We start from the raw sequence: 24,847 nt of genomic DNA, 5'->3' as shown, positions 1-24,847 counted from the left end.
TAATTCTAAATAATAATATACATTTGCACTTTATTTAAAATCACTCTAAATAATAAGCTATCATGAATAAACAGCTAGTAACCTTAGGATTATTATTCACAGCCTTGTCCTTAGGTGCACAAATGAGAAATACGGAAGCTGATACCATTAGGATCCAGACCATTGAAGACGTAAACCTTCATAAAACAGGAAACCCTAACAAGGCCAGGCCGTTATCTACAAAGTCAAATCTTACGATGATGGAAACACCGCAGCCTATTGCGATCGTAACTCATGAAATTATTGAACAGCAACAGGCAAAGCAATTGAGTGATGTACTTCAAAATGTCAACGGTATCTACATAACTTCATCACGAGGAAATTCTCAGGACAGCTTTGGAGGACGTGGTTTTATTTTGGGGAATGATAATATCTTCAAGAACGGAACCAGGGTAAACAGTGGTGTTTTTCCTGAAGTAAGCGGTCTGGAAAGAGTTGAAGTTCTTAAAGGTGCCAACGCCATGCTTTACGGGAATACGGCTGCAGGCGGGGTCATCAATATGATCACGAAAAAACCTAAATTCAATTTCGGAGGAAGTGTGGGAATGAATGCAGGAAGCTGGAACTCTTATAAACCAATGGTTGATATCTACGGTCCCCTTTCTAAGAATATAGCTTTCCGGGTGAATGGGACTTATGAATATGCTGAAAGTTTCAGAGATATTGTTCAGTCAGAAAAATATTATTTCAATCCGTCATTTTTATTCAATCTCAGTGACAGATCACAGCTGATTATTGAAGCCGATTATCTTAAGAATGATTTCACTCCGGATTTCGGGATCGGAACTATTACCAACCCTGATAAAAGCTACAGCTTAAACGAACTTCTTCCCCGAAATGCATTTTTAGGAGCAGACTGGCAGTATCAAAACGTTCAGCAAACATCAGTAAATGCTACATTCAACCATCAGTTTACTGATAAATGGTCGCTAAATTCAGTGGCGTCTTTTCAGAGCTACACTAAGGATTATTACGCAACAGAAAGAGTACAATGGGAATATTTTAATAACCGTTTGCGATGGGACCGGCCATTAAATAAAACATTTAATGAGCAAAATTACACTTCTCTTCAAATAAATCTTAACGGAGAATTCAATACAGGAAATATCAATCACAAAGTATTAATCGGTACTGACGGTGATTATGGCGTTCAAAATAATTACACTTATACAAATCCTTTAAAGTACGGGACGAATGGTAATACTACCTCAGGCTTCGTATATTTGGATGATCCTTCTAGCTGGACTTCAGGAGAAAAACCTTCTGCTTCTTTAAAAGACAGGACCAGAATTCCTACGCAGAGATTCGGTATTTATGCCCAAGACTTTATCAGCCTTACAAAACAATTGAAAGTATTAGCAGGGTTGAGATGGTCTTACGTAGAAACAATGACCAATACAGTAAATATATTTTCAAATGATAACGGCGATGTAGATAAGCCTAATACATCTGTATCGGATCGGGCTTTTTCACCTAAGGCCGGCCTTGTATATATGCCAAATGAAAACCTGTCGGTATTTGGAACCTATACCAATTCATTTGTACAAAATACAGGACAAGACATTTATTATCAGTCATTAAAACCAACCACTATTGATCAATATGAAATAGGTGTGAAGAAAAACATATGGAATAACGCATTGGCCATAAATCTAACTGCTTATCAGATTGTTTACAACAATTATTATCAGACCGCTCCTTTTTTAGCAAATGGTACCGCCAACTCGGATTCTTTTTATAAAGAATTTGCGGGAAAAATGAGAAGCCGTGGTGTGGAACTAGATGTTACGGGAAATCCTATAGCAGGACTTTCTATTATAGGAGGCTTTTCTTACAATCATTCAGTTTATACAGAAACTCCGGATACTTTTGGATATGTAGAAAACCAAAGGCTTGTGAGAACTCCTGCCACAACCGCAAATGCATCTGTATTTTATACCATGCAAAACTTTGCCAAAGGCCTTAAATTAGGGATCAGCACCTATTATATTGGTAACAGGATCGCGGGATGGAATGACACCAAGACAGGCTCCAACAGTTTAGAGCAAAGAAACGGTGTCAGCAGAATGTTTGACCTGAAGGATTATACAACTGTATCACTATCGGCAGGCTACGAATGGAAAAAATTCATGATCCAGGGAAGAGTCGGAAACCTGTTTGATGTAGTGAACTATAATGTTCACGAAAATTATTCGGTAAACCCGATTACTCCAAGAAATTATTATTTCACATTAACGTATAAGCTTTAACAGAAATACTATTTTTCATAGAAAGTGGGAATTGCATTGTTGCAGTTTCCACTTTGAAATTTAAAAACAAAACTACATTATGGATAAGATTAAAGACACAAGAAGTTTCATGAGGATTACCCACCGTTATCTGGGCTATTTCCTGGCCGGCATCATGGCGGTGTATGCAGTAAGCGGCGTTTTGCTGGTGTACCGAGACACCGATTTTCTTAAAAAAGAAAAAAAATACGACAAAGTAATTGAGAAAAACCTTGATGAAAAAGCCTTAGGCAAAGAATTAAGAATAAAAAATTTAGAGGTTGAAAAAACCGAAGGAACCATTTTAAAATTTAAACAGGGAACTTATAACACTGCAACCGGAGAGGCAAAATACGCAAAAAAAGAACTGCCATTTGTTCTGGATAAAATGACAAAACTTCACAAGGCACAGTCAAAAGACACCTTATCTCCTCTAAATACTTTTTTCGGAATTTCATTATTTTTCTTCGTTATTTCGAGCTTCTGGATGTTTAATCCTAAAACGAAAGCTTTCAAACGCGGGATGATTTTTACGATAGCCGGCCTTGTGGTATCCATTATATTGCTTTTATTATAACTAGAAAAAAATACATACCACACTGTGGTATTTTATAAAATTTTAATTGATGCCGCCAAATTCACCAAACATTGATTAGTTGGCACATTTATTGTTTTTCAGAAAGCACAAATGATAAACATAAACTTAAATAATAAATTATGAAAAAGCTAATTTTATCAGGAATACTAGCGGTAGCAGGTTTGGCTACAACCATGAATGCACAAATCCAAAAAGGAAACTGGATGGTAGGAAGCAGTTTGATATCAACTAACTTCGGACTGAATACAGGAGGTGGATACAATATTGCAATCCAGCCAAAAGGAGCATATTTCATTGAAGATAACGTTGCTTTGGGAGGATATGTAGATTTAGGATTCAATAAGGTTACTAACGGAAGTCCTACAGAATTTACCTACGGAGTTGGTGCATTGGGACGCTATTTCCTTTCACCTGGAGAAAAGGGTGTTGACAATCTGCTTAACCACGGACGTTGGTTCTTCGAAGGAAATGTAGGTATCGGAGGAAGATCTGTTGAAAACGGAGATTCTACTACAGGTTTAGACTTTGGTGTAGGACCAGGTTACTCTTACTTCATTACACCAAATATCGGTCTTGAAGGTTTAGTAAAATACAGAGGAAGAACAGGTTTCGGGAACGAGGGTCTTAATTCCAACATTACTTTCAATGTAGGTTTCAGTATCTATATTCCAACATCAAGAGCTAAGCAGGTAGCTAACGACGTTGCACAATAAGAATCACTTCACACACACTATATACACGTAAATGAAATCGCCGCGGAAAATTCTTCCGCGGCGATTTTCGTACAAATTAAAACTAAACTATAAAAAATCAAATAAATCATGTATTCGGTTGAGGCGTATACCGCAGGTATGGCTTTATCTCTTTAACGCCTTTGGGAAATATCTTTCTTGCATCTTCCGTGGAAACATTGGGCGGAACAATAACATCGTCTCCCTCCTGCCAGTTTACCGGAGTAGCCACTTTATAGGAATCTACAAGCTGAAGTGAATCAAGCACTCTCAGAATCTCGTTGAAATTTCTTCCCGTTGAGGCCGGATAAGTGATAATCAGCCTTACTTTTTTTTCAGGGTCAATAATCAGCAGAGAACGTACAGTAGCCGTAGCTGAAGCATTCGGATGAATAAAATCGTACAGCTCGGAAATTTTACGGTCTTTATCTGCAATGATAGGAAACTGAACATCCGTATCCTGAGTTTCATTAATATCTCTGATCCAGTTTTGATGATCTTCCACTCCGTCTACACTTAAAGCGATTACTTTTGTTGCTCTTTTCTCAAATTCTGATTTCAGTTTTGAGGTGTAGCCGAGTTCCGTGGTACACACCGGGGTGTAATCTGCCGGATGAGAAAACAATATACCCCAGGAATCTCCTAAATACTCATAAAAATTAATATCTCCCAAAGACGTTTCCGCCTGAAAGTCTGGTGCCGTATCTCCTAGTTTAATTGACATAATATTTTGTTCTTATTAGTCTACAAATTTAGTAGAGTTTTTGAGACTGGCAAAATTTTTGTTTAAAAAAATGTAATTATTTAAAAAATTATTCATGCAGAAAAGCAGTTTAAGCTATATTGATGTTGTTTATAATGTTCTTCAAAACTGGTACCTGAAGTTCGCGGAAATCACTCCGAAACTAATTGTTGGGATTATTATATTTTCATTTTTTCTTTTTACCAGTAAATATTTAAGTAAGATTTCGGTTAAGATATTTCATAAACTTTTTCCTAAAAGTAAGAAAGAAAGCTCTCTGGTAACCCTTATCGGTGTATTCAGGTTTCTGATCATGATCATAGGCACATTCATTGCCCTTGAAATTATGGGTTTCAGTGGATTCTTATGGAAATTCATCGGAAGTCTGGGAGTTGCGGGGGTAATCGCTGGTGTCGCTTTAAAGGATCTTGTTTCAAGCATTTTTTCAGGAATGCTGATCGGCATAGATAAAGCATTTAAAGTAGGCGATTATGTTACGATCGGAAATAATTCCGGAACTGTTTCTGAGATTGGTTTTCTCACAACAAAAGTGATAGCTGACGATGGAAAAAAGGTTTATATTCCGAACCAGGTAATATTCAACTCTCCGTTTTACAATTTCACGGCATCGCCGCAAAGAAAAATATATCTGAACTTTGAAATTCCTGCTGACCAGGATCTCGTAAAGGCTCAACAATCTGTTCTTGAAGTAGTACGCAGCCTTGAAAACGTAGATCATCCGGAAACAGCAACCGCTATTCTAACGGATTTAAAACAGGGTATTTTTAATCTTCAGGTTAAATTTCCCATGGTCATCGGCGCTGATATGCTGCTATTGAAAAGCACTGCTTATTTTCAAATAAAAAAACGTCTGGATTCAGAAGGAATTCAGCTGGTAACTCCTACCAGCATCAGCATTACCGATGTCAATAGTAATATCAGTAAAAATCAGGAATAAAAAAGAGGCTGTCTCAAAAGGCAGTCTCTTTTGTTTTTTTTATTTAGTTTTGAAGTTTATAAAAAGCGGGACATTTTCTATGTTTTATAAAAAACTACAAAAAGCAGTTGTTTTATGCTGCTTTTTGTAGTTTTTTAAGGTTATGGGCGATGGCGAGAAGACCGGTTTCAATTTCTACTTTCACCTTTCCTCGTAAGAAAAAGCGTTTAAAACTTTTATTGTGCTTGATTTGGGCGAAAACAGGTTCTACGTCGTAACATCGTTGCTTTCTTAAGGCAATTCCCCGTTTGGTATTGAGAAGCCTGAAAATCCTGTTCCTATGTTTTGCAAGTTTGGGATTTGATGCAGACTGGGTAACTTGTTTTGATTTTTGGTCTTTATTAAAGTAATTGTATTTTACATATGCTTTTACTTTTTTCTGTCTTAGAAATTCATAGTTCTCATAGCTTCCGTATCCTGCATCTGCAACAACTTCACCAGGTGGGTGTCCATAATTTTCTTCAAAGCTTTCTATATGCAAGGCCAGGGTCTTGGTATCAGTAGGATTAGGATGGAGGGTATAATGAACAATAAACTGATTCTCGGTAGAAAGCTGCAGATTATAAGCGGGTTTGAGCTGTCCGTTTCGCATATGGTCTTCCTTCATCCTCATAAAAGTAGCATCATGATCCGTTTTACTAAAGCTGTTTCTTCCGGCCAGAATCTTTTCATATGCTTCATATTTCTCCAGATTGTTACGCCAGTTTTTACGGGCATAACCAATCTTCTGGCGAACTTTTGAGGAAATCTTCTTTTTTCTTTAAAACAGAATCTATGGTTTGAATGACCTTACTTACTTTTTCTTTATCAATAGATTTAAAAATAACAGGTTCGGTATCTCTAAGTTCTTCCTGAGCAATCTGCTGCGTATAATTCCATAATTCTTCCAGCTGGTGTTCTATTCTTTCCCTGCTTTTCTTCAAAGCTCTTCCCCAGACAAAAGTATAGCGGTTTGCATTGGCTTCTATCTTGGTTCCGTCTACAAAGGTTGTTTTTAAACTAACGTGTCCTTCTTTATGAAGCAGCATCACAATCTGAGTAAAAATATCCCTGATCTGACCTTTGAGTTTATCGCTCCTAAAGCGGTTAAGCGTGTTATGGTCAGGTCTCTGCATTGCTGAAAGCCACATGAAGTAGACATTTTCCTTTAATGCCTGTTCCAGTTTTCTGCTCGAATAAATATTATTGAGATATCCAAAAATCAGAACCTTCAGAAGCATTTTAGGATGATAGCTGGAACTTCCCCCTGATTTATATTCGTTAATCAGGTTGCGGATATCCAATCGGTCTATAACCTCAGAAACCAACCGTACCGGATGATTCTCTTCTATAAAATCTAATAAATTGGGCGGAAACAAAAAGTTTTGTTTGGGATTATAATCTTTAAAGATTACCTTTGATCTACTATGCATACAGCAATTTATGAAAATTGCTGCAATTAGGAAAGTCTCAGACTTTCCTTTTTTTATGATCAATAAAAAAGACTGTCTCACTTTTGAGACAGCCTCCTCATAATATATAGAAAAACAATTATTTCTTAATTATTAATTTTTCAGATATTTTTTCACCATTCTCCAAAACGAGTGAAATGATATAGTTTCCGTTCGTCAGATCATTCACACTCAACTCAGTCGTACCTTTGAAATTTCCTGTTTTCAACAATCTACCTGACGCGTCGAATAATTGGTAATCTGCCTTTTGGGAAGAACGTTTTAGTTTGATATGAACCACATCGTGAGAAGGATTCGGGTAGATAGAAAAACTTTTTACATCCGATTCAGCAGTTGCCAAAAACTGTACGATGGAAAAAGGCGAAGTATTAAGTGCATAATAAATGTTATTAACTGCTTTTACCATGATTCTTGCTGAAGCAATATTTTCATTAGGTAATGTTACATTGGCAGAACCGTTATTAGGAACGCTTGCAGCTAAAACTGTATTGAAAGTAAGTCCGCCATCTTTAGATAGTAAAATACTCACATTCTGCGTATTAATTGTTCCGGTATTGGTTCCGGCTACATTCCATGTTACAGGAATAGTGGTATTCCCGGTAAAACTGGCTCCTGCCACTCCCTGTGAAGTTACCGTAAATGGTCCGTCATTGGTAACTGTTACTACCATAACATCTCTGGCAGCCTGATTACCAGTTGCTTTATTATCATTCACCAGAAGTGAAAAATTAAGTGTTCTGGCCACACTTGGCGTTACTTCCCACTTCGGAATCAGGTTATTCACTACAACAGAACTCAACGCAGGGAAATACCTTGAAGGCGAAGTTGCAGGTGTTAAAGATCGGTAAACCGGTCCTACTGTTGCGGTAGATACCGGAGGCTGCGTATTGCTTGTATTATCGTACTGCTCCCACAAGTACGTTAAAGGATCTCCGTTAGGATCTGTTCCTGTTCCTGTTAAAACAAATGCCGTGCCTCTCGGAATGATGTAATCTGGTCCGGCATCGGCAGTTGGAACTCCATTGTTATTGGATATTTTGTTTGCGCAGTCTGTGGATCTTTGCAAAACTGCATACATTTCTAATACACTCGCTGCATGAAAATAAGCATCACTGTTATTCTGAACATTATTAGTCGGCCCGCAGATTCCTGCATAGGCCATAATGGTACTTCCGCTTCCCGGTTCGTACGCTGTGGCATTATTAAAGTTACCGTTGCAGGACGAAGTTGAAGCTCTGAAGGTATGATTTGCTCCAAACTGATGTCCCATTTCATGAGCTACGTAATCAATATCAAAAGGATCTCCCACAGGCGCTCCGGAACCTGTAACTCCTCTTGCTTTAGCAGATGAAACACATACCACTCCTAACCCGGCCAGACCGCCACTGTTGGTACCGAAAACATGACCAATATCATAATTCGCAGAACCGATAATACTTGTTGTATTGCTTTGATTTTCGTTGATCATTGTGCCCGGATCCCCATTTGTAAATGGGTCGGTAGAAGCATTTGTATAGACAATCTGATTGTTATTGGCTACCATCAGCATGGTTGTGGAAATTGTCTTTTCGTACACTCCGTTCACTCTGGTCATTGTAGTAACCATTGCAGCCATTGCGAGGGCAACCGTTCCTCCGTGAAAAGCAGTGTATTCTCCCGTTGCGGAGAGTGCCAGTCGGTATCTTCTGAACTGCCCGTCTGAAACCAATGGAGCTTTTCCGGCAAATGCGCTATTTTTTAACTGATCCAATTCATTGTCAACATGACATTCGAAAAGACGGTTATTGGGAGGCAAATCTTTTCTTTTGTATAAAATAAATGCAGAATTATCTTTTGTGTAACTGTCTAAATAACTGATATCCCAGTTATCAAAATACATGACGCTGATTCCCGTTGACGGGGTTACACTGAAACGGATCGTATTTTCAGGATGATTTTTCTGCCATCCTGTGTAAGATCGTAAATCAGGAAATTTCGCCTGAAGTTCGGGTTCCATTACGGAAGCTTCCTGAACGATATAATCCCGGATTTTACCGTCGGGATCAGGAAACTGCATCACAAGACTTTCATCGCCGGAAAATCGCTCCGGGGCTTTTTTAAGATCGTCTTTAATTTTTTCCAGATCAGCGTGATACAAAGAAAAAGTCTTGGGAGTAGTCCATCTCGGATTAAGATTTTCTCTGTTGATCCTGGGTTCTTTAAGTTTTGACCAATAATTTTGCTGGCCAAAAACCTGCGCTGCAATCAGGAGGCATAAGAAGATAAAAGTTTTATTTTTCATAACACATTTGTTTAGTATTTGATGATGACTTCTTTTACGCTTAATTTTTCATTCAATTTTAATAATATATTGGGTGAAATTCTGCTTGTCTTAATAAAATCCGGATTCTGAAAACCGCTGACTTTTATATACAATTTATTTCCCTGCAAAGCTATTGACTCTACCGAAACGTCATTAGAATTCTTTAATGGAGGTTTACATATAAGATAAGTCTCATTCTCAACTATGGCGGGAATCGGTGAAAACCGGGTGCCCTTATTTTTCTGATGAATAACCTTGAAAACCTCATCCATTTTCTCCTGGCTGTCGATAATTAAAAAATTTCCGGAAGTTAGTGTAAAAGGATAATGATTTTTATCTTCGAAAGATATCTGTTTTTGACGCATTGCTTTATTTACGCCGACCTGAGACTGACAGCTAAGAAATAAAAAGAGAAAAAAGTATACTAACCGTCTCATTTTAAAATCCTTTTACTGTAAATATAATAAAATTAACATGAATGTTTTATAGTTTTTTTTTGAAATTTTATCAAATATTACCGCACAAAAAAACCGTTTCTTTTTGAAACGGTTTTATATTCTATTGAGAAATTCAGCTTATGCCAAAACTTCTTTTACTTTGTTTGCAGCTTCTTCAAGCGTAATTGCAGAGTGTACAGGAAGTCCTGAATCATCAATCAACTGCTTAGCTTCAACAGCATTTGTCCCCTGTAATCTTACGATCAACGGAACCGGAAGGCTTCCCATTGCTTTGTAAGCATCTACAACCCCCTGAGCAACTCTGTCGCATCTTACGATACCTCCGAAGATGTTGATTAAGATTGCTTTTACGTTCGGATCTCTTAATATGATTCCGAAAGCAGTCTGCACTCTCTGAGCATCAGCAGTACCTCCTACGTCAAGGAAGTTGGCAGGGTTACCGCCAGATAATTTGATGATATCCATGGTTGCCATTGCAAGACCAGCACCATTCACCATACAGGCAACGTTACCGTCTAATTTTACGAAGTTAAGCCCCGCTTCACCTGCTTCCACATCCATTGGATCTTCCTCTCTTGTATCTCTAAGTTCAGCTAAATCTTTGTGACGGAACAATGAGTTGTCATCCAAAGTTACTTTAGCATCTACTGCAATGATTTTATTGTCAGAAGTTTTCAAAACAGGGTTGATCTCGAAAAGAGAAGCATCGATTCCTGTATAAGCATTGTATAAAGAAGTGATGAATTTAACGAATTCTTTGAAAGCATTTCCTTCAAGACCAAGGTTGAAAGCAATTTTTCTTGCCTGGAATCCCTGAAGACCTAAAGCTGGATCAATGATTTCTTTGTGAATAAGATGAGGAGTTACTTCTGCAACATGCTCAATATCCATCCCTCCTTCTGTAGAGTACACAACGGTATTTTTACCTTCCGCTCTGTCTAAAAGGATAGAAACATAAAATTCTTTTGTTTCAGATTCTCCCGGATAATATACATCTTCCGCAACCAAAACAGAGTTTACTTTTTTACCTTCGGCAGAAGTCTGTGGAGTGATCAGCTGCATTCCGATGATGTTCTGAGCGTTTTCTTTAAGCTTATCCATATTCGGAGAAAACTTTACACCGCCTCCTTTGCCACGGCCTCCTGCGTGAATCTGTGCTTTTACGACCCATCCCTGAGCTCCGGTTTCAGCAGTTAGCTTTTCAGCAGCAGCTACAGCTTCATCTACGTTGTTTGCAACGAAACCACGTTGGATAGCTACTCCATACTTTGATAAAATCTCTTTTGATTGATACTCGTGAAGATTCATATTATTTTTATTATTTTATTTTAATATTTAAAGGTTGACAAATTTAATAAAAATGAACAAGGCAGGAAAGTATTTTATGAATGTTTAAAGTCACTTTATTGCAAAATCTGTTATTTTTTCTTCAGCAGGAATTCAAGCGGGAGATGGAGCCTTTTATTCCACGCCTCTTCGCTATGTTTTTCCCCCGGAAAATATAGGGTTTTCCAGGTGGTTTCCGTATAGCCTGCTTCTCTCATTATTATATCCACCTTTTTCTGGATCTCCGGATAAAGTGCATCCAGCGTCTGATCTCCGCAGTCGAAGTAGATTTTGTGTGTTTTGGAATCCGGAAGGTTTTTATTAAGATATTTTAAAACCGATTCCGGAAAAGGATTATTCTTATTTGTAAAAGTGCCCGTCCAGTGTGTTGAAAGACAGGCTGCCCCGCCAAAAACCTTGGGATATTCACAGATGGCATACATGGAAATAAGCCCTCCCATGCTGCTGCCTGCTATAAAGGTATTGGCTCTGTCTTTATAGGTAGAATATTTTTTATCAATAAAAGGCTTGAGCTCTTGTACCAGAAATTTCAGATAATTATCTGAATTGGGATAAAAAACCTGATCAGATCGTCCCGCTTTTGTCAATTGGGTCCGAACCGTATCTTTTTCTGCTGCCGTAAGGCTATCAAAAGGTTTTTGAGGAAAATAATCAAAATGCCGAAGTTTTGCATCATTCCAAATCCCTACAACTATGGTGTTCTGTATTTTTTGATTTCTGATAAGTGCGGAAATAACATCATCTACATTCCAAGACTGTTTATTCCAGGTCATTTCCGGATCGTAAAGCATCTGGCCGTCCTGCATATAGAGCACCGCATATTTTTTAGAGGCAGAATAATCTGCAGGAAGCCAGACATCCACCTTTCTCGGCGTTACATACTGTGAGCTGAAATCTGATATTCTTTCAATTCTGCCGCCGACAACTTTGGGAATCTGCGCGCTGTATTGTCCTGCGAGAAAAAGTAAACTTATAATGGCTAAAATTTTCTGCATTACTTTATAATTTGTACAAATATAACTTATAGCACCTTACATTTTTACTCTTTTTTCTTGCCCGCATCTATCGTCACATTGGCGTTGACGATAAACCCGTGATTATTCTGGAAAACGTTCTTACCGTTGATCTGTCTTCCGAACTGAACTGTCTGATTAAGGTATCCTGCTTCCAGCCTGAAGTTTTTATTGAATCTATATCCCAACAACGCACCGATACGGTTCTGATCAAAAACATTGGCATTCACATTTTTTCCGAAGCCGATAAAGACCTCATCATAAACCGCAGCGTACGGCGTTTTATCTTTGATCTCTCTCCCTTTCAGCGGAACCTGCAGACGAATCATATAGCGCATCCTGTGCAGTAAAGGAAAGTCGTCTTCAGAATTTACATTTGCGGAAGTATATCTTCCCACGAAACGCTGTTCCAGCATAAAGCGATGGGAAAAATCTACCAGCCCTTCTTTGTGGGAAAGCTGTACCATTTCAAAAATCCTGTGTTCTGTAAAATCCCTTCCCATACCGTTGATCGGAATTTCACCGTAAGGAAAAGTTTCGATCCATGCATAACCTGCACGAAGCAGTACCCTGGGATTGAGCTGATAGTTTACACCGATTCTCAAAAGGCTCTGCTGCCAGTCGGTAATGAAGTTATCTCTCCGCCATTGGTATTCGGTGTGAATTCCCCATTGATCATTGAGCTTAATGGTTCCGAAAAAATTATACCAGCCAATGTTTTCGGAGGTATTGATCCTGTTGTTTTGCGCAGCAGCAAAAACGGAAATGAAAATTGCTGCAAGAAACTGCAATTTAAATACATTTATTTTCATCATTTTTATTTTAGTTGGATTAAATTCCGATTATTTAAGAGAAAAATAGAGTTTATCGGTCTACGGATTGGTATAATGCTATTCTGTTTCCTTCAGGATCTTCAAATTCTGCAACAAAACCAATTACATTATCTGTTTTGGGATATAATATCCGGCCCCCGTTATCTTCTGCACTTTTTAATGTTGCGTCAATATTTTTAGTTCCGAAATAAATTAAGACACCATCATTTGTAGGCTTATAGATTTCGCCTTTTGCAAGCGCGCCGCTTATTCCGCTGTTTTTTTCCGAAAAAGGGAAAAGTGCCATTTCGTTATGATCAATATTTGTATATTCAAAATGAAATCCGAACACATTCTTATAAAATGCAGTTGCTCTTTCGAGATTTTTGACGGGTATTTCAAAATAAACGACAGGATTGATTTTTGCCTTGTCCTTTTTAGGATTACACTGTGCGAACACCGCAAAAACACTCAATAAATAAACTATCCGGGTAATAACATTTAATTTCAGCATTTTAGAGTAGTTCAAATGGTATTAATCTGATCTTTAAAACCTCAAAAGTGTTCCGTACTGAGAGTTGAGCCTGTCGATATCACTTGGCATAAAAAGGTTGTTGCGGAGATCAATATTTTTAAGGTTATTCATTTTTTCTTTAGGAAAGTCAAATTCTTCAAGCTGATTGTCATTCAGATATACCGATTCCAGATAATTGAGTTTCCAAAAATTTGCAGGCAGCTTTCTGAGTCTGTCATTTTCTATATGCAACACTCTTAAGTTTTTCATTTTACTGAGAAGATCAATATTTTGTGAAAGATCAATATTCTTTTCGTCGTTCAGGAAAAGTTCTTCCAGCTTGGTAAGTTTTGTAAAGCCGGATGGCAAAACCTTAAAATCATTACCGCTGAGATCTAATATTTTCAGATTTGTAAGTTCGGAAATCCCTTCGGGTAAAAATACAAGGCCTTCATTTTTTAGACTCAGATATTCCAGGTTTTTGAATTTAGACCAAAATCCTTTTGGAAAGTTAATTTTCTGATTACTGAGATCAAGTTTTTTTACTTTTTCAGGATTTCGAAGTGCTTCTTTTATTGAAGTATATGTATCCGAGTCCTGTGCTGCCGTTATATTTTGTGAAAAACCTCTATTAAAGATGCTTATATACAAAAAAATGAATAAAAGTGTAAATGTTTTCATTGGATATTTCTTTTACTGTTAAACACATTAAATAGTTTTAATTTTGGTTGATTCTCAAGTTCTTTTTCAAAATCCGGCATGAAAAGTAGTTTCGCAGCCGGATTTGAATTTAAAATCTATTTTACTTCCGGTTTGTAAGGCAAAGAAGATTTATGAACAATAATTCTAAGTTTTCCATCTTCACCTTTTCTGAAAACCCAAGTTTTATCAACCATTACTTCATTGCCTTCTTTATCTGTTACCCATACATTTCCCATCGTAATCGCCACAGAACCATAAATCTGAATTCCCTGATTAGCATCTCCTGCATTATCATATCTTGCCTTTACCCATGGTTTTAATGCAAAGCCTTTATCATTAGGATAATTGGCATCCCCACCTACAAAATAAGCTAAAGCTCCCTTTTTGTCGTTTCTGAAAGTCTGGTCTCCATAAGCCAAAGTCGGTTTGAAGAAGACTTTACCATAATCATAATTATACGCATCAGACAATACCTGCTCTGCAAACTTTCTGTAATCACCACCTTCTTCTTTTATTTGTCCTATTTTCACCAATGCGTCGCACCAAGCTTGCTGCGCAGCATTTACTTCATCATAGGTGATAATATCCTGCGCCCCTTCTTCTACATATACCAGTCCTAATTCATCTATAACTTTCTGTACTTTTTCGCTGGTTTGAGCAGTACTCTTAGCAGGCTGCGTCGGAGCTTTTTCGTTTACTTTGTTACAGGAATACATCAACGTTACTAATGCTAAGCTTCCTAGAAATAATCTCGCTTTTTTCATAATTGTTATGTTTAAATTGTTTATATATTATAATAAAAAAAATTCTTTTATTAATTATCTATTACATTATGACGGACGGCATTGTTACAAAATCTCCATGTAAGTAAGAACTTTTGGTTATAGTTAGCTTTGCTTGGTTTTACCTTATTTCAATTCTTCTTTCTAAACTGCCAATTTCACAATCCGGATTAAGTATTAACACTTCTTTGAGGATTTTCATTCATTACAATAATGCTTTAAATTCAAATCTTTCCTGTGATTTCATCATTTTGCACAAAACAAAAGATTAATAAAGATTGACTAAAAGTTTTCATTTTATCGATCTTAGTAAAAAAGCGGGCTGTTAAAATGTATAAGAAGCAAAATTAAATATGAAAAAACCAACTCCAGCCCGCTTAAATTCAATTATTTAGTTTTAGGTTTTGGAAGATTTACAAGTGTCTCTTCCAAAAACTCTACTTTTCCTGTGTGTATGTCATATACAGCTCCTACTATTAATATCTCGCCATCTGTATATTTTTTGTGTAAAATAGGATCGAGATCACGCAGTGAATTTACCTGCTCGATTACATTCTGGCGAACAGCATTGTTTACAGGATCTCCGTGCAAGTGAGAACTTTTGGCGGCAGCATGTTTTATATCATTAATTAAAGTAACAATGTGCCCCGGAACATTTTCCGGCCTTTCGACCGCTGCTGCAACAGCACCGCATTCTGTATGCCCCAGTACTACAACCAATTTGGTTTTTAATTTCAGTACTGCAAATTCCATACTTCCATATGATGCAGCCGCCGAAACCTGGCCTGCGGTTCTTATAATAAACAGATCTCCCAAACCCTGATCGAAAATCATTTCGTTTGGCACTCGGCTATCCGAGCAACCTACAATTACAGCAAAAGGAGCCTGCCCGTTTTCTAACTTTTTAATGGTTTCATAATTTTGTCGTGGCTTTATACTTTTGCCTTCCACAAACCGCCTGTTGCCACCCTGCAGTTTTTTAAGACCTATTCTTGGATCTGCATAAGCAGAATCTCGATTAACAATATAATGTTCAGCACGCCATCTTACAGAATCGGCAATTTTAGTGTTTCTATTTTTTTCTGTTTTTCTTACCTGTGCAAATGCCAGGGTTTGGAAGGCAAAAAAAGCTACGAGGAAAACAAATATTCTTTTCATTTTTAAGTGTTTTTTGGCCTACTTCTTAATACGGTGTTCGGCTAGTCCGTTTATTTAAAATTATCTTTTCCACATTTATAATAAAAGTGAATATGTGATATTTCAATAAGAGATATAATATCCATTACAATTTTCTCAATCCCAACTTTTACATTAGAATATTTAAAAATTACTTTCGTAACACAAATTTTCCATTTCGAAATATTTTATATCGGTTCATAAGAATCTTTAAATAAGGATATTATATACAAAATTTAATTTATTTAAGTAATATTATAAAACAAATACTATGCCAATAGATAGTAATACTATCATAAATTATACTAAAATAACTTTTGGTATAGGTTTTGCTAAATATAATAGCAACACTGCTACAACCAGAAAAAATTAAAAATGGAATTTCAAGTAAAATTTAAAGTCAACGAAACGTTATATCTTAAAAATCCCGAAAACAGTGAAATAGGAAAGTCTATTGTAAAAAATTCTATTGAACTGATTTATGAAACCGGTTTTGAGAGCTTTACCTTTAAAAAGCTTGCGCAGAAGATTAATTCTACCGAAGCTACAGTATACCGATATTTTCCTTCCAAGCATAAATTATTGACCTATATCTTAAACTGGTACTGGTCTTATATTGAATTTATTTCCAAGCTCAGACTTGAGGAAATGAAGGAACCTCTGGAGAAAATGGAAAAAATTCTTGAAATTATTACCCATAATGATGAAACCCACGACAGGATTGAAGACTATGATCTTGCAAAACTTCACAGCATCGTCATCGCAGAAAGCAGCAAATCTTATCTTGTAAAAGAAGTAGATGAAATCAATCAGGAAATGGTTTTCAGCCCGCTGAAAAGTCTGTGTAATTTTTTCGGTGAAGTTATTACACAGGCAAAACCAGATTTCCCCTACCCGAAATCCTTTGCAAGCACTTTGCTTGAGACGGCCCACGATCAGCAGTTTTTCAGCGAACATCTCCCAAAACTCACAGATAATCACATCAAAAGAAAAGAACACAAAAAATATGTTCTGGAATATTTACGTTTCATTACCTTTAATCTGATAAAACAATAAGCACAAATGGAAACCACTCCTAAACAGTACGGTTACAAACTTTTCAAATACGTTACTAAAGAAAAAAAAGATGTTACCAATATTTATTTTTATGCCATTCTCAACGGTCTTGTGCAGCTAAGCGTTCCGTTGGGAATTCAGTCCATTATAAGCTTTGTAATGGGTGCTACTATGGCAACGTCTATTTATATTCTTATCTTTTTTGTGGTGATAGGAACATGGCTTGTAGGATATTTCAGATTGAAAGTAATGCAGATTATTGAAAAAATCCAGCAGAAAATTTTCGTAGAGTTTTCCATCGCTTTTACCGAAAAGATTCCTAAAGTTAACCTTTCAAGTACCAGAAAATACTATCTCCCGGAACTTGTAAACCGTTTTTTTGACACCCAGAATCTTCAGAAAGGAATTTCAAAAATCTTGCTGGAAATTCCCACGGCTCTTATACAAATTCTTTTTGGACTTCTTCTGCTGTCATTCTATCATCCGTGGTTTCTGATTTTCGGTGTTCTGGTAGTGCTGACTGTGGTAATTATTTTTAATTTCACTATGGAAAGCGGCATCAAATCCAGTCTTGAGGAAAGCAATAAAAAATATGAGACGGCAGCATGGATAGAAGACCTTTCAGCCTCGGTAAAATCTTTTAAGATCAATTCAGAAACCGATATTCACCTCAAAGGAATTGATGAACGCGTAACCGGATATCTTGGGCACAGAACTTCGCATTTCAAGGTTCTGGAAATTCAGTATAAAACCATTATTGCTTTTAAGGTAATCATTACATTGGCCATGCTGGTTATCGGTACGTATCTCCTGGTAAACCAGAAGCTCAATATCGGTGCGTTCATTGCTACAGAAATCGTTGTATTAAGCATTATGTCTGCTGTAGAAAAACTGATTATAAGCCTAGAAAGCTATTATGATGTGATTGCTTCTCTTGCAAAACTTAATAAAGTGACCGAGCTGGATGAAGAGAAAAACGGAGAGATTGTTTTTGCCAACCAAAATGAAGGTATTGAAATTGAATTTAAAAATGTAGACTTTTATTTTAACAGCAATATCCATATTCTTCAGGATATTAACTGTACCATCAGGGAAAATACAATTACCGTAATATCGGGCGAACTCGGTTCAGGAAAATCATTGCTACTGAATATGATGGCAGGATTTTATGAACCGCCGGCCGGAAGCGTTCTTTTTAATAAAATTCCATTGAAAAATATTGATAAAGAAAAACTCAGGATAGAAATGGGGGTATACCTTGAAGATATGAGAATGATCCAGGGAACCGTTCAGGATAATATACTTATGGGGAACGAAAATATAAATATGGAAGATGTCCTTGAACTGTCGGAAAGAATTGGCGCCGAGAATATTTCAAGCCAGTTTACCAGCGGTTTCTTTACCGAAGTAAGCGAGACGGATCCGGAAATCTCATTCAGTTCCAAGAAAAAAATACTGCTGCTGCGGGCATTGATCGGCGAGAAAAAACTGCTGCTGCTTGAAGATCCTGTCGACGGTATGAACGAAGTTTTTAAACATAAAATGCTGCAATACCTCAAGGAAATCAGCCATAAAACCACTATTGTCATTGTTTCTCAAAATTCCGAGATTCTGGAGTATGCAGATCAGCACCTGCACCTGGAGAACGGAACTTTAAAAACTTTATTTTAAAAATACAGGTATGAAAATTCAGTCTTTTGATAAAATATACAATATTGACAAAGAATCGCACGCAAAAAGATGGTTTCTATTAATCTTTCTTACGGCTTTCATTGTACTGTTCCTGCCTTGGACGCAAAATATTAAGGTAATGGGAAATGTAACGTCCCTGTATCAGGAGCAGCGTCCTCAACAGCTCAATTCACCAATTCCCGGGAAAATCATTAAATGGTATGTTAAAAACGGAGATTATGTTAAAAAAGGAGATACCATTCTCCAGCTCTCAGAAGTAAAAGATGACTACTTTGATCCTCTGCTTGTAAAAAGAACACAGCAGCAGGTGGAAGCCAAAAAGGGCGTCAGGGATTATTATGAAGCCAAAGTAGGAACCACCAACAGCCAGCTTGAGGCTCTAGCCGCGGCTAAGGATCTTAAACTGAGCCAGATTCAGATAAAAATAAGTCAGCTGAAAAACAAACTTGCAGGTGAAGAAGCTGAACTCGCTGCTGTAAGCAATGAGCTTAAGCTTTCTGAAGACCAGTATGCAAGACAGAAAAAGATGTACGATGAAGGGTTGGTTTCTTTAACGCAGTTCCAGCAGCGAAGCATCTCTTACCAGAATGCAATTGCCAAAAAAACCTCAGCTGAGAATAAGGTAGCCCAGACCAGACAGGAAATTTCGACTATGGGAATCGAGCAGAATGCGGTGATTCAGGATTATACCGAAAAGCTCAGCAAAACAGAAGGTGAAAGGTTTCAGAGTATGGGGCAGATAGAAGGCAGCGAAGGAGATATCGCCAAGCTTGAAAATCAGGTTGCCAATTACAAATTCCGTCAGGGACTATATTATATCGTCGCTTCCCAGGACGGACAGATTGTGCAGCTGAATAAAGCAGGAATCGGGGAAATTCTTAAAGAAACGGAAAGCATCGGGATTATTGTGCCGAAAACGGTAGATTACGCTGTTGAAATTTATATTAAACCGGTTGATCTTCCGCTTATCAAAGAAGGACAACGCGTGATGTGTATTTTTGATGGTTTTCCCGCGATCGTATTTTCGGGATGGCCGGATTCAAGCTACGGAACTTTTGCAGGAAAAGTAATTGCTATAGAGAATAACATCAGTGCCAACGGTCTTTTCAAAGCACTGGTAGTAGAAGATAAGACCGAGAAAAGATGGCCCCCGAAAATCAGAATGGGTACCGGCGTACAGGGAATTGCTATTCTGAATGATGTTCCTATCTGGTATGAACTGTGGAGAAATATCAATGGCTTCCCGCCGGATTATTATGAAGTTAAAACTGAAAAAACCGGTCAGAATGAAAAACAGAAATAAAATTATATTTCTCTTTGTCCTGCTCTGCGGTGGGATATTTTCAGCACAGGATTCACTGAAGATGTCGGCAGGAGAATTTATTTCCATTGTAAAAAACTATCATCCTTTAGCTATAAAATATCAGCTTCAGAATAAAATTGCAGCTTCAGAAGTCACACGCGCAAGAGGAAACTTTGACCCTGTTTTGGGTGGAAAACTTGGAGAAAAAAATATCGATGGCGTACAATATTACAGACAGAAAAATCTTGAACTCGGGATTCCTACCTGGTACGGGATTGATCTGACAGCAAGTTACAATTATCTGGACGGAGAAAAAATCAATAACAGTGATACCAAAGGTGGGCTTTACCAATTCGGGGTCACTATTCCACTGGCTAAAAATCTTTTGTATGACAAAAGAAGAGCCATGCTGGAACAGGCCAGGTATGCCGTGAAAATGACTGAAGCAGAACAGGCAGTTCTCACCAACGATCTTCTTCTGGAAGCCGAAAATACCTATTGGGAGTGGGTGAAAAATTTCGAAATTTATCAGCTTCAGCGCAAAGCTGTTTTAATTAATGAAAAACGACTTGAACTTACCAAAAAGACTTTAAATTTTGGTGAACGGCCTGCCATTGACACCGTAGAAGCAGCATCGCAGCTGCAGAGTTTCCGTCTTCAGGAAAGAGATGCTTTTCTGAATTTTGTAAAAAGCACGCAGGATCTTCAGCTTTTTTTATGGAAAGACAATAGAGAACTGTATGATCTCACTGCTATGATTTATCCTTCAGACAAAATGACAGACAGCGAAGCTTTCAGTAATTTTGACATGCTGATCGCGCAGATTGACCGTCAGAATCTGAATGATCATTTTTCGCTGCTGTATTATTTTCAGAAACAGAATATCCTGGAAAGTGAAAGAAGGCTGAAATGGCAAAGTTTTCTTCCTAAACTTGATTTTACCTATAATTTCTTTAACAAAGAAAATTACAGGGCAGAATATCTTCCGGTTTTTGATAATAATTTCCAATATGGATTAAAGCTGGAAATTCCTGTTTTTCAAAGAGAAGCAAGAGCCAACTACCAGATCGCCAAGCTTAAGATACAACAAAATACTTTAGACACCCAGGTGAAAAGAAGGGAACTTGAAACCAAAATCCTGACGTATAAAAATGAAGTCATTAATTATCATTCACAGATTGATATTGCGCGGAACAACCTTACGAATTATCAGCGGCTTCTTCAGGCTGAAGAAACAAGGTTCAGCAATGGTGAAAGCTCACTTTTCCTGATTAATTCCAGGGAAAATAAGATGATCGACGCACAGGAAAAGTTTATTCTTCTCAACAATAAATTCCTGAAAAGCTACAACAAACTAAAATGGATGAAAGAAAACTTTCAGTTTAATTAAAAATATTCAGAGTGATCTTATTCTTCGGATAATTTTTCCGATTGAGATCCGATGAACGGAATTTTCGGAGCCAGGAAATAACCGGTAAGACTGGCAAACAGTATCGGGACAAAATAGGTAAAGCCCGTTAAGGTCCCCAAGATAATTGTTGTACTCATCGGTGTTCTGGTAACACATGCGTTAATGGCCGCCATACAGCTTACAATGGCAAGCGTAGTATCAACAGCCGGAAACAATTGATGAATGATTAATCCTAAAGTCGTTCCCACGAAGAAAAGCGGAATAATGAAACCACCTCTCCATCCGGAAGTTACGGTAACAGCAATGGCTAAAATTTTGAAAATCAAAACAACAATTAAAAAGCTTAATGCAAAATTGCCATTGATTAATTGGTTGATCTCATTATGCCCGAAATATCTTGTAATCGGAAAATAAAAAGCAATGGCACCCAGAATAACCCCTCCGGTTAAAGTTTTAACATAAATCGGGAATTTCCTGTATTCAAAAACACGTTTGAAAAATTTAACGATGAAAATAAAAATCCATCCGAAAATGGTTCCGATAATCCCGAAAGCCGTCGCATAGGCAAAATCATAGACTCCTGTATAATGATACGCTTTCAGGTTCCAGGTGGCCCCTATTCCCAAATGAATAATAAGTGCAAACATGAGGTAGCTGAAACAGCTTGCTACCAAAGCGGGAATAATCGCTTTGTAATATTCGACAGCATGCTTATGATGAAGGATTTCAAGAGAAAAAAGACTTCCGCCCAGCGGAGCGCCGAAAAGTGCCGTAAAACCGGAGGCCATTCCGGCAATACTCAAAGAACGCAGTTCCTCACCTTTCAGCCTGAAAATCTTGCCCAATAAAGTTCCCGTAGAACCCGTAACCTGTACCAAAGGAGCTTCAGGTCCTAAACTTCCACCCGAAGCAACACAAAATAGTGAAGACAAAATCATAGAAGGATTATTTTTGGGTTCAAGCTTTCCTTTATTGAAACGGATGTTATTGACAATAAGATGAATCTCTCCCGGATCACCGATAAAATGAATAACCAGACCAGCCAGCAGACCACATACTGCCATCGTAGGAATAACCATCCAACCTTGGAATTCGGCTAAAAACGCTGTGAAATGTTCAAGGACAATCCAATACAGTCCGGCAATAACCCCGCCAACCAGTCCTGTGATGGCCCACATAAAAAAAGTACGGCTGAATACAAACGGATTAAACCGGATGGGCTGATCCAAAAGATTGAATGTCCTTATAATACGCCGTCTTCTGTTGATTTTCATTTTAATTAATTTTAAAATTACAATCATCATTTGTTGTCATGAGAATGACTATTTGAAACCTTTCTGAATCAATCTTTAAAAACAAAAAGCTTCGTTTTCAGGATTGTATAGAGATGCTTCGACAGGCTCAGCATGGCACTGCTAATACTAAGTGTTTCGACGCTCGCTTCGTTCGCGCCTCATTTTTAATTCAGTCTGAACCTGCCGAAGACAATTATATTCTGTTTTTAGCAAAATAAAAAATAAGAAGGCCCCAGCTCAGGATCATTAAGAGCCCTCCAAGAGGAGTGATCGGTCCCAGAAATTTCAGATTCATTCCGAAATAATCCTGCATACTCAAGCCGTAAATGCTGAACGAGAAAAGCATGGTCCCGAAAATCATCAGCCATGAAATCCAGTTTTCGGTTTTCGTTTCAAATTTTAAAATATAGCCTACGACTAACAGGAAAAAAGCAGCATACATTTGATAACGTACGCCTGTCTCAAAACTTTCGAGTCTTTCCACAGAAAGGATTTTCTTTAGAGCGTGTGCTCCGAATGCACCTAAGATTACGGAAAGCATACCGTATACCGCTCCAAAAATTAATGTTATTGTTTTCATTTATAATTTAAAATTTTGAATATTAATGACACGAGTCCGATTCCTATAAAAATCCAGGCAAATTTTTTATTTTGGGCAAAACCTGGATTTTTGGTTACTTTCAGAAATATTCCGACAGCAAGCATCAATGCAGAGACAATAATTCCAAACATTATTGCGCTCTCAACCTGTTAAATTCAGAGATCACCTCGTGATGGCTTACCGTTTTATCTTTGAAATAGGTAACAAAATACTGCTTTTCTTGTTCTGTAGCTCCCATTTGATTAAGAATATTCAGCAAATGCATTTTCATATGTCCTTTCTGAATTCCCGTGGTGATCAGAGAGCGTAATGCCCCAAAATTCTGTGCCAGTCCGGATACCGCCAAAATACTCATTAATTCCTGCGCAGAAGGTTTTCCTAACAAAGCCAAAGAAAATTTTACCAAAGGATGAAGATTCGTAAGGCCGCCTACAACTCCCACTGAAATAGGAAGATCAATCCAGAACCGGAAGATTCCGTTATCTGTTGTACAATGCGTTAAAGAAGAATATTTCCCGTTTCTCGCAGCATAAGCGTGTGCACAGGCTTCCGTTGCTCTAAAGTCATTTCCTGTCGCAATAACTACTGCATCTACCCCGTTCATGATTCCTTTATTGTGGGTGGTAGCGCGGAAAGGTTCAATTTCAGCAATCGTAACCGCCTGTTTGAACTTCCATGCAAATTCTTCATTGGAAATTCCGCTGTCATCTTTCAGTTCATCAATCCTGCATGACACCTCAGCTCTTACGATACAGTCGGGTGTAAAATTGGAAAGAATATTCATCACAATCTGTAATGAATCTTTTTCTTCGCGGGTAAAATCTTCATTTTCTGCAACCTCCTGCTTCAAGGTCTTCCCGAATTGCTCCAGGCAGGAATTGATAAAATTCGCACCCATGGAGTCTACCGTATCAAAGCTGGCCTTTAACTGGTAATAATTTGGCATTTCGGAGGTTTTATCAATTAATTTGATATCTAAAATTCCGCCGCCGCGTTTCCGCATATTCGCGGTAATATCTTCCGTAGTTTCAAAAAGTTTTTTCTTTAGCCTAAAGTTGAAAAAATGTAATAATTTATGGGATTCTACGTTAAATATAAAGTGCGTATGGCCAAGTTTTTCGGTGTTGATAATGGTTGTTTTAAAGCCACCTTTATCAATCCAGAATTTTGCTGCTTTAGATGCTGCCGCTACCACAGAACTTTCTTCAACAGCCATAGGCAAAGCCAGCAATTTTCCGTCAATTAGAAAATTCGGGGCTATTCCGTACGGCATATAAAAGTTGGAAATGGTATTTTCAGAAAATTCTTCATGGAGTTTCTGAATTTCGGCATTATTGTTCCAGTATTGCTGTAAAATCTGTTCGTAACTGCGATCGTCACTAAGGTATTCTGAGATAAGCCAATCGATTTTTCGCTGTTTGGAAAGTTTGGAAAAACCTTCAACCGGTTGATGATTCATAGTATATCTTTAAAGAAATGTAAATATAGTGATTTTGTAACTTTCCGTTGTTGATAACTTCAATCGAAAAAGATTGATATTTATCAATTTTGGAGCTAA

21 protein-coding genes and 1 pseudogene are annotated in these 24,847 nt (G+C 37.6%); 8 read left to right on the top strand and 14 right to left on the bottom strand.

All coding sequences use genetic code 11. The features are described from left to right. Nucleotides 1-62: 62 nt before the first annotated feature. The 3 genes from ACYT6F_RS08825 to ACYT6F_RS08815 all read left to right on the top strand — a co-directional run bounded on the left by ACYT6F_RS08825 (nt 63) and on the right by ACYT6F_RS08815 (nt 3,617). On the top strand, nt 63-2,288 hold the full coding sequence (locus ACYT6F_RS08825) for a TonB-dependent siderophore receptor (RefSeq protein WP_472600819.1): 2,226 nt from the start codon (nt 63-65) through the stop codon (nt 2,286-2,288). A gap of 79 nt (nt 2,289-2,367) precedes the next feature. Next, nucleotides 2,368-2,883 carry a hypothetical protein gene (locus ACYT6F_RS08820; RefSeq protein WP_472600818.1) on the top strand — a complete coding sequence of 172 codons (516 nt, stop codon included), beginning with the start codon at nt 2,368-2,370 and terminating at the stop codon, nt 2,881-2,883. A 140-nt stretch (nt 2,884-3,023) separates the two neighbouring features. After that, nucleotides 3,024-3,617 (top strand): hypothetical protein, encoded by a 594-nt coding sequence (locus tag ACYT6F_RS08815; RefSeq protein ID WP_472600817.1) that lies wholly within the window; start codon nt 3,024-3,026, stop codon nt 3,615-3,617. Between the two features lie 106 nt (nt 3,618-3,723). On the opposite strand, the gene ACYT6F_RS08810 is transcribed toward ACYT6F_RS08815, so the two are convergent. Next, entirely contained in the window at nt 3,724-4,359 is a 636-nt protein-coding gene (locus tag ACYT6F_RS08810; protein ID WP_472600816.1) for a peroxiredoxin, read from the bottom strand. A 94-nt stretch (nt 4,360-4,453) separates the two neighbouring features. Between ACYT6F_RS08810 and ACYT6F_RS08805 the strand changes: the two genes are divergently transcribed. Further along, nucleotides 4,454-5,335, top strand: coding sequence for a mechanosensitive ion channel family protein (locus tag ACYT6F_RS08805; RefSeq protein ID WP_472600815.1), 882 nt, complete (start codon nt 4,454-4,456; stop codon nt 5,333-5,335). A 112-nt stretch (nt 5,336-5,447) separates the two neighbouring features. On the opposite strand, the pseudogene ACYT6F_RS08800 reads toward ACYT6F_RS08805, so the two are convergent. The 10 genes and pseudogenes from ACYT6F_RS08800 to ACYT6F_RS08755 form a co-directional block, all read right to left on the bottom strand. Continuing rightward, a pseudogene (locus ACYT6F_RS08800) lies at nt 5,448-6,786 on the bottom strand (IS1182 family transposase). A 118-nt stretch (nt 6,787-6,904) separates the two neighbouring features. Further along, nucleotides 6,905-9,106 carry a reprolysin-like metallopeptidase gene (locus ACYT6F_RS08795; protein ID WP_472600814.1) on the bottom strand — a complete coding sequence of 734 codons (2,202 nt, stop codon included), beginning with the start codon at nt 9,104-9,106 and terminating at the stop codon, nt 6,905-6,907. 11 nt (nt 9,107-9,117) lie between these two features. Beyond that, entirely contained in the window at nt 9,118-9,492 is a 375-nt protein-coding gene (locus ACYT6F_RS08790; protein ID WP_472600813.1) for a hypothetical protein, read from the bottom strand. A gap of 210 nt (nt 9,493-9,702) precedes the next feature. Further along, the gene (sucC, locus tag ACYT6F_RS08785; protein ID WP_066437020.1) at nt 9,703-10,893 is read right to left on the bottom strand and encodes an ADP-forming succinate--CoA ligase subunit beta; all 1,191 of its coding nucleotides are present in this window, start codon (nt 10,891-10,893) and stop codon (nt 9,703-9,705) included. Nucleotides 10,894-11,003: 110 nt separating this feature from the next. Further along, nucleotides 11,004-11,927, bottom strand: a complete 924-nt coding sequence (locus ACYT6F_RS08780; protein ID WP_472600812.1) for an alpha/beta hydrolase — start codon at nt 11,925-11,927, stop codon at nt 11,004-11,006. A 44-nt stretch (nt 11,928-11,971) separates the two neighbouring features. After that, nucleotides 11,972-12,760 (bottom strand): DUF2490 domain-containing protein, encoded by a 789-nt coding sequence (locus ACYT6F_RS08775; RefSeq protein ID WP_472600811.1) that lies wholly within the window; start codon nt 12,758-12,760, stop codon nt 11,972-11,974. A 49-nt stretch (nt 12,761-12,809) separates the two neighbouring features. Then, nucleotides 12,810-13,271, bottom strand: coding sequence for a VOC family protein (locus ACYT6F_RS08770; RefSeq protein WP_472600810.1), 462 nt, complete (start codon nt 13,269-13,271; stop codon nt 12,810-12,812). A 33-nt stretch (nt 13,272-13,304) separates the two neighbouring features. After that, nucleotides 13,305-13,952 (bottom strand): leucine-rich repeat domain-containing protein, encoded by a 648-nt coding sequence (locus ACYT6F_RS08765; RefSeq protein WP_472600809.1) that lies wholly within the window; start codon nt 13,950-13,952, stop codon nt 13,305-13,307. A gap of 116 nt (nt 13,953-14,068) precedes the next feature. Then, nucleotides 14,069-14,737 (bottom strand): hypothetical protein, encoded by a 669-nt coding sequence (locus tag ACYT6F_RS08760; RefSeq protein WP_472600808.1) that lies wholly within the window; start codon nt 14,735-14,737, stop codon nt 14,069-14,071. A 405-nt stretch (nt 14,738-15,142) separates the two neighbouring features. Then, nucleotides 15,143-15,913 (bottom strand): carbonic anhydrase, encoded by a 771-nt coding sequence (locus ACYT6F_RS08755; RefSeq protein WP_472600807.1) that lies wholly within the window; start codon nt 15,911-15,913, stop codon nt 15,143-15,145. Between the two features lie 393 nt (nt 15,914-16,306). Here ACYT6F_RS08755 and ACYT6F_RS08750 point away from each other — a divergent pair, with 393 nt between their 5' ends. Genes ACYT6F_RS08750 through ACYT6F_RS08735 form a run of 4 tightly spaced genes read left to right on the top strand, consistent with a single transcriptional unit; the run spans nt 16,307 to nt 21,372 of the window. Then, nucleotides 16,307-16,987: a TetR/AcrR family transcriptional regulator gene (locus tag ACYT6F_RS08750; RefSeq protein ID WP_472600806.1), complete on the top strand. Its 681-nt coding sequence runs from the start codon at nt 16,307-16,309 to the stop codon at nt 16,985-16,987. Between the two features lie 6 nt (nt 16,988-16,993). Next, nucleotides 16,994-18,658 carry a peptidase domain-containing ABC transporter gene (locus ACYT6F_RS08745; protein ID WP_472600805.1) on the top strand — a complete coding sequence of 555 codons (1,665 nt, stop codon included), beginning with the start codon at nt 16,994-16,996 and terminating at the stop codon, nt 18,656-18,658. 10 nt (nt 18,659-18,668) lie between these two features. After that, nucleotides 18,669-19,982: an HlyD family secretion protein gene (locus ACYT6F_RS08740; RefSeq protein ID WP_472600804.1), complete on the top strand. Its 1,314-nt coding sequence runs from the start codon at nt 18,669-18,671 to the stop codon at nt 19,980-19,982. Then, nucleotides 19,966-21,372, top strand: a complete 1,407-nt coding sequence (locus ACYT6F_RS08735; RefSeq protein ID WP_472600803.1) for a TolC family protein — start codon at nt 19,966-19,968, stop codon at nt 21,370-21,372. The genes ACYT6F_RS08740 and ACYT6F_RS08735 overlap by 17 nt, the downstream gene beginning before the upstream one ends. A gap of 17 nt (nt 21,373-21,389) precedes the next feature. On the opposite strand, the gene ACYT6F_RS08730 is transcribed toward ACYT6F_RS08735, so the two are convergent. From ACYT6F_RS08730 to ACYT6F_RS08720, 3 genes are all read right to left on the bottom strand, one after another. Continuing rightward, nucleotides 21,390-22,667 (bottom strand): chloride channel protein, encoded by a 1,278-nt coding sequence (locus ACYT6F_RS08730; RefSeq protein ID WP_472600802.1) that lies wholly within the window; start codon nt 22,665-22,667, stop codon nt 21,390-21,392. Nucleotides 22,668-22,881: 214 nt separating this feature from the next. Continuing rightward, nucleotides 22,882-23,268, bottom strand: coding sequence for a DUF423 domain-containing protein (locus ACYT6F_RS08725; protein ID WP_472600801.1), 387 nt, complete (start codon nt 23,266-23,268; stop codon nt 22,882-22,884). 151 nt (nt 23,269-23,419) lie between these two features. Next, nucleotides 23,420-24,748, bottom strand: a complete 1,329-nt coding sequence (locus tag ACYT6F_RS08720; protein ID WP_248394886.1) for a hydroxymethylglutaryl-CoA reductase, degradative — start codon at nt 24,746-24,748, stop codon at nt 23,420-23,422. Between the last annotated feature and the right edge of the window lie 99 nt (nt 24,749-24,847).

The sequence above is a fragment of the Chryseobacterium sp. NG-CE01 genome (genome assembly GCF_055695505.1).
The sequence above is the reverse complement of the archived record's forward strand: the minus strand, read 5'-3'. Positions and strand labels throughout refer to the sequence as shown.

What these genes read in the sequence shown, in the direction of transcription:
- ACYT6F_RS08825 (WP_472600819.1), top strand. Translation starts at nt 63, where the DNA reads ATGAATAAACAGCTAGTAACCTTAGGATTATTATTCACAGCCTTGTCC.
- ACYT6F_RS08810 (WP_472600816.1), bottom strand. Translation starts at nt 4,359, where the DNA reads ATGTCAATTAAACTAGGAGATACGGCACCAGACTTTCAGGCGGAAACG.
- sucC (WP_066437020.1), bottom strand. Translation starts at nt 10,893, where the DNA reads ATGAATCTTCACGAGTATCAATCAAAAGAGATTTTATCAAAGTATGGA.
- ACYT6F_RS08750 (WP_472600806.1), top strand. Translation starts at nt 16,307, where the DNA reads ATGGAATTTCAAGTAAAATTTAAAGTCAACGAAACGTTATATCTTAAA.
- ACYT6F_RS08755 (WP_472600807.1), bottom strand. Translation starts at nt 15,913, where the DNA reads ATGAAAAGAATATTTGTTTTCCTCGTAGCTTTTTTTGCCTTCCAAACC.
- ACYT6F_RS08730 (WP_472600802.1), bottom strand. Translation starts at nt 22,667, where the DNA reads ATGAAAATCAACAGAAGACGGCGTATTATAAGGACATTCAATCTTTTG.
- ACYT6F_RS08735 (WP_472600803.1), top strand. Translation starts at nt 19,966, where the DNA reads ATGAAAAACAGAAATAAAATTATATTTCTCTTTGTCCTGCTCTGCGGT.
- ACYT6F_RS08815 (WP_472600817.1), top strand. Translation starts at nt 3,024, where the DNA reads ATGAAAAAGCTAATTTTATCAGGAATACTAGCGGTAGCAGGTTTGGCT.
- ACYT6F_RS08780 (WP_472600812.1), bottom strand. Translation starts at nt 11,927, where the DNA reads ATGCAGAAAATTTTAGCCATTATAAGTTTACTTTTTCTCGCAGGACAA.
- ACYT6F_RS08770 (WP_472600810.1), bottom strand. Translation starts at nt 13,271, where the DNA reads ATGCTGAAATTAAATGTTATTACCCGGATAGTTTATTTATTGAGTGTT.
- ACYT6F_RS08720 (WP_248394886.1), bottom strand. Translation starts at nt 24,748, where the DNA reads ATGAATCATCAACCGGTTGAAGGTTTTTCCAAACTTTCCAAACAGCGA.
- ACYT6F_RS08795 (WP_472600814.1), bottom strand. Translation starts at nt 9,106, where the DNA reads ATGAAAAATAAAACTTTTATCTTCTTATGCCTCCTGATTGCAGCGCAG.
- ACYT6F_RS08725 (WP_472600801.1), bottom strand. Translation starts at nt 23,268, where the DNA reads ATGAAAACAATAACATTAATTTTTGGAGCGGTATACGGTATGCTTTCC.
- ACYT6F_RS08790 (WP_472600813.1), bottom strand. Translation starts at nt 9,492, where the DNA reads ATGCGTCAAAAACAGATATCTTTCGAAGATAAAAATCATTATCCTTTT.
- ACYT6F_RS08805 (WP_472600815.1), top strand. Translation starts at nt 4,454, where the DNA reads ATGCAGAAAAGCAGTTTAAGCTATATTGATGTTGTTTATAATGTTCTT.
- ACYT6F_RS08740 (WP_472600804.1), top strand. Translation starts at nt 18,669, where the DNA reads ATGAAAATTCAGTCTTTTGATAAAATATACAATATTGACAAAGAATCG.
- ACYT6F_RS08760 (WP_472600808.1), bottom strand. Translation starts at nt 14,737, where the DNA reads ATGAAAAAAGCGAGATTATTTCTAGGAAGCTTAGCATTAGTAACGTTG.
- ACYT6F_RS08775 (WP_472600811.1), bottom strand. Translation starts at nt 12,760, where the DNA reads ATGATGAAAATAAATGTATTTAAATTGCAGTTTCTTGCAGCAATTTTC.
- ACYT6F_RS08745 (WP_472600805.1), top strand. Translation starts at nt 16,994, where the DNA reads ATGGAAACCACTCCTAAACAGTACGGTTACAAACTTTTCAAATACGTT.
- ACYT6F_RS08765 (WP_472600809.1), bottom strand. Translation starts at nt 13,952, where the DNA reads ATGAAAACATTTACACTTTTATTCATTTTTTTGTATATAAGCATCTTT.
- ACYT6F_RS08820 (WP_472600818.1), top strand. Translation starts at nt 2,368, where the DNA reads ATGGATAAGATTAAAGACACAAGAAGTTTCATGAGGATTACCCACCGT.